This is a genomic window from Brucella sp. IR073, from assembly GCF_049065735.1.
GTDB lineage: Bacteria > Pseudomonadota > Alphaproteobacteria > Rhizobiales > Rhizobiaceae > Paramesorhizobium.
In genome coordinates, this window is the sequence record NZ_JBAKHD010000028.1 from 1 (window position 1) to 1,294 (window position 1,294).

Consider the following 1,294-nt stretch of genomic DNA (forward strand, 5'->3'; position numbering starts at 1 on the left):
GGTTCCGTTCTCGACCTGCAGCTGGCACTCGATGAGGGCGAAGGGGAATCTCTTCCTGGGCGGGTTGCTGGCGGGCGGAAGTTGGGCATAGGCCTTGTCGATGACGATGCCCTTGACGGTCGGAACCGGAACGAAGGAGAGTTCCAGATTTGGTTCGGAATGATCGTAGGTGCCCATATATGCGTTCCAACTGCCCAACGCACCGATTACCGCATTGTCGATGGCGGCGCCCCCGGAAGCGGTGACATCGATGGTAGCGACGCCCGCCGCGTCGGTGTAGGAAACATTGCCCGCCGCCGGCTGGCCCCATGCCGACTCGCCGCTGCCGCCGCTGAAGGTAAGCCGGTCATCCGAGGCATACCAGTACACCCCTATTGTGCGCCCCACAGACTGACCGTAGAAGCCGGTATAAGTACATTTGAGCTTGTGCGGCGTGTTCGTCGGCAAGCCGTGCATGCCATCAAGGGATTCAAGCGCCAGCTTGTTGGTGTAACCGGGCAGATATGGGGCGGTTTGCGCGAAATCGACTATGAAGGTGGCAACATCCGTGCCGCCTGCGGTAGCCTTCACGGTGGCGGAGGCAGTGCCGGAACCGGTGTATTGAATGGAAGTTCTCGTCGTGCCATCCGTCTGGGTCGTCGTCTGCTGTGGGTTGACGGAGACGCCGGCGACTGGAGGAACGATCGCCCAGTTGACCGTTTGTCCGGCGAGCGGTGCTGCCGTCGCCGTCACCTGATAGGTGGCCCGCAGCAGATGCGGTTCGTTGGCCTTGAGGGGATTGCCGTTCAGCGAGACGATGGAAAGTGTGTTGCCGGCAGGCGGATCGTCCACCTCTGTCACCCAGAAGAATCTCTCACCGCTGGGCACGTTCGGATTGTCGGCGCGGGCATAGATGATAGGGGTGTAGGTGAGGATATTCCGGCCGGATACGGTAACCTTTGTGCTGGCCTGATTGTCGGACACCTCCGAAACGTTGGGGTCGAAAGTGATAATTTGCTCAGGACCGCTGCTGGCTGGGTAGTACGTCCAGTAGATCCTGTTCACCGCAGAATCGGCGTTGGGGTTCGTTGCCGTCAGTGGTTCCGGTGTATAATGAGGAAACATACGCCGCCCCGTGATCTCTATCGGCTGGGGATCGCTGACGGCCGTGGACGGCTCCTTGCCGGACTCTTCCAAAGAGGGTTTGTCGGTATCGTTTGTCATATCAATATCCTTTTTGAGAATGGCGCCGGGGGCGAGCCGACAGGTCTAAATGGATCAATCAGTCGTCGTCGAATGCTGCGTGGGTTTCCTT

1 protein-coding gene is annotated in these 1,294 nt (G+C 59.4%); it reads right to left on the reverse strand.

Going from position 1 to position 1,294, the window contains the following annotated elements:
- Nucleotides 1-1,203: hypothetical protein (locus ACOWVG_RS19250; protein WP_420963994.1), on the reverse strand; the 1,203-nt coding region annotated here is incomplete at its 3' end.
- Nucleotides 1,204-1,294: the final 91 nt, after the last annotated feature.